At 32.2% G+C, this 2206-nt stretch carries 4 protein-coding genes; all 4 read left to right on the top strand.

The annotated features are described in order from the left end of the window. Positions 1–223, top strand: a 223-nt coding sequence (locus tag COZ07_RS07410) for an N-acetylmuramoyl-L-alanine amidase (protein WP_406607933.1), incomplete at its 5' end; no start/stop codon positions are given. Positions 224–234: 11 nt separating this feature from the next. Next, positions 235–864, top strand: a complete 630-nt coding sequence (locus COZ07_RS07405) for a GerMN domain-containing protein (RefSeq protein ID WP_406607932.1) — start codon at positions 235–237, stop codon at positions 862–864. Positions 865–902: 38 nt separating this feature from the next. Further along, positions 903–1373, top strand: coding sequence for a divergent PAP2 family protein (locus COZ07_RS07400; protein ID WP_406607935.1), 471 nt, complete (start codon positions 903–905; stop codon positions 1371–1373). A gap of 43 nt (positions 1374–1416) precedes the next feature. Beyond that, a partial coding sequence (locus COZ07_RS07395; protein ID WP_406607934.1) for a TlyA family RNA methyltransferase occupies positions 1417–2206 on the top strand: 790 nt, incomplete at its 3' end.

The following is a 2206-nucleotide window of genomic DNA, read 5'->3' as shown; positions in this document are numbered from 1 at the left end:
AGAATTGTTGAAATATCTTAAGTTGAAAAATAGGGGAGTAAAGCAAGCTCCTTTTGTAGTATTAAAGGGAGTGAATATGGCAGCAGTAATTGTAGAGATAGCTTTTATTTCTAATCCTCAAGAGGAAAAATTATTAAAGAACAATGAATTTAGTCAAAAAACTGCCCAAGCCTTGTTTGACGCAATAATATATTATATAAAAAATATTCCTAATGAGATGTAAGGTAAATTATTATGGCTATAAATAGAGAGCTAAGAAAAAAAAGAAAAAGAAAAAATTTCATCTTTGAATTATTGGTGTTAATGGTAATTATAATTTTTAGTTATATAATGTTTAATAAGTTTATTATTATTCCTCTTAAAGAAAAATATAAAGAAAAACCTGTAGTTATCAAAGAAGTCCCTTACGAAGAAGAAAAGAAAGAAGAAGTTCAAACTGTACCAGGAGAGATGATAGAAGTTAATCTTTATTTTTCTGATTCTCAAGCGATGTATCTAGTATCTGAAAAAAGAAAAATACCCCCAACTACTTCTTTGGCCAAACAAGTAGTTATTGAGCTTATAAAAGGTCCTGACAGTTCCGACCTCTATTCTACCATTCCCGAAGGCACTCGAGTTAATGAAGTATATATTGCTGATGATATCGTTTATGTAGATCTATCTGAGGAAGTATTTAAAAACCACACCGGAGGTAGTAGCGGTGAGTTAATGACCGTTTATTCTATAGTAAATAGTTTAACTGAAATTTCTCCGATTAAAGGTGTTCAAATATTAGTGGAGGGAAATGAGAGGAATAGCTTAGTAGGTCACGTAGACATCAGTATGCCTCTTCTTAGAGATGAAGATTGGATTAAACCATCATAAAATTGCCAGAATAATGAAAGCTAAAATAGGAAGGGAAGATAAAAATTAGTATCACCAATTTTTCTCTAATTTTTAAAAATAAGATTATCATAATTGCCCTTATAACCTGGATTTTAAATCAGGCTATAAAGCTATTTATATTTTATATTACTGAAAAAAAGTGGGATATGATGAGATTTTTTGGGGCAGGAGGAATGCCGAGTACCCATTCAGCCCTGTCTATGTGTGTTGCAGTTACTATTGGTTTTACCGAAGGTTGGGATTCTTCTTTATTTGCCTTAGCTTTAGTAATCTCCTTTATTGTTATGGCCGATGCTGCCGGAGTAAGGAGAGAGACCGGTGAACAATCTAAAGTATTAAATAAAATTATCCTGGAATTTTTTGCGGAAAGAAAGATCAGAGATAAAAATTTTGAAGAATTAATTGGACATACTCCCTTTGAAGTTATAGTAGGAGCTTTTATAGGAATTATAATGGCTTGTATATTATATGGTAAATTGAATTTTTAACTTAATAGAAGGAATAAGTAAAATTTTGCTCTGAGGTGAATTTATAGCTTTGAAAAAATTAGTAAAAGAGCGTTTAGATATATTGTTGGTGGAAAAGGAATTTTTCGCTTCCAGAGAGAAAGCAAAAAGGGCTATAATGGCTGGAGAAGTATTAGTAGAAGGAAAGAAGTCCACTAAAGTAGGGCTAAAAATTAAGGTGGATAGTAATATTTCTGTATTAAAGAAAGAGACTGTTTATGTAAGTAGAGGTGGAGAAAAATTAGAAAAAGCCCTAAAGTTTTTTAATATTTGGGTTAAAGGGAAGAAAGCAATCGATATTGGCGCCTCTACGGGAGGTTTTACCGATTGTCTTTTAAAGTTCGGAGCCGAAAAAGTTTATTGTATAGATGTAGGTTATGGACAGTTAGCCTGGAAACTGCAGCAAGATCAAAGAGTTGTAATCATGGATAGAACCAATATAAGATATCTTACTGCAGATAAATTCGATAGTTTGTTTAAATTGGCTACTATAGATGTTTCTTTTATCTCTTTGGATAAAGTTTTACCAGCAGTGTATAATTTACTTGAGGAGAAAGGAGAGGTAGTAGCTTTAATTAAACCTCAGTTTGAAGCAGGTCGGGAGTTCGTTCAAAAAGGTGGATTGGTAAAAAAAGTAGAGGTTCATCAGATAGTAATAAAAAAAGTCGTAGAAGCGTCCCTTAGGTTAGGTTTTAGCATTCAAGGATTGACCTTTTCTCCCCTAAAAGGAGCTTCTGGCAATATTGAATATCTTATCTATTTAACCAAAAATTTTGAAGAAGAGAAGATAAGCTATTTCCCTCATTTAATTGAAG

The organism is Candidatus Infernicultor aquiphilus, assembly GCF_002784285.1.
Classification (GTDB): domain Bacteria; phylum Atribacterota; class Phoenicimicrobiia; order Phoenicimicrobiales; family Phoenicimicrobiaceae; genus Infernicultor; species Infernicultor aquiphilus.
This window is presented reverse-complemented; position numbering and strand designations above follow the sequence as displayed.

Coding starts and splice junctions, on each gene's coding strand:
- COZ07_RS07405 (WP_406607932.1), top strand. CDS start 235: ATGGCTATAAATAGAGAGCTAAGAAAAAAAAGAAAAAGAAAAAATTTC.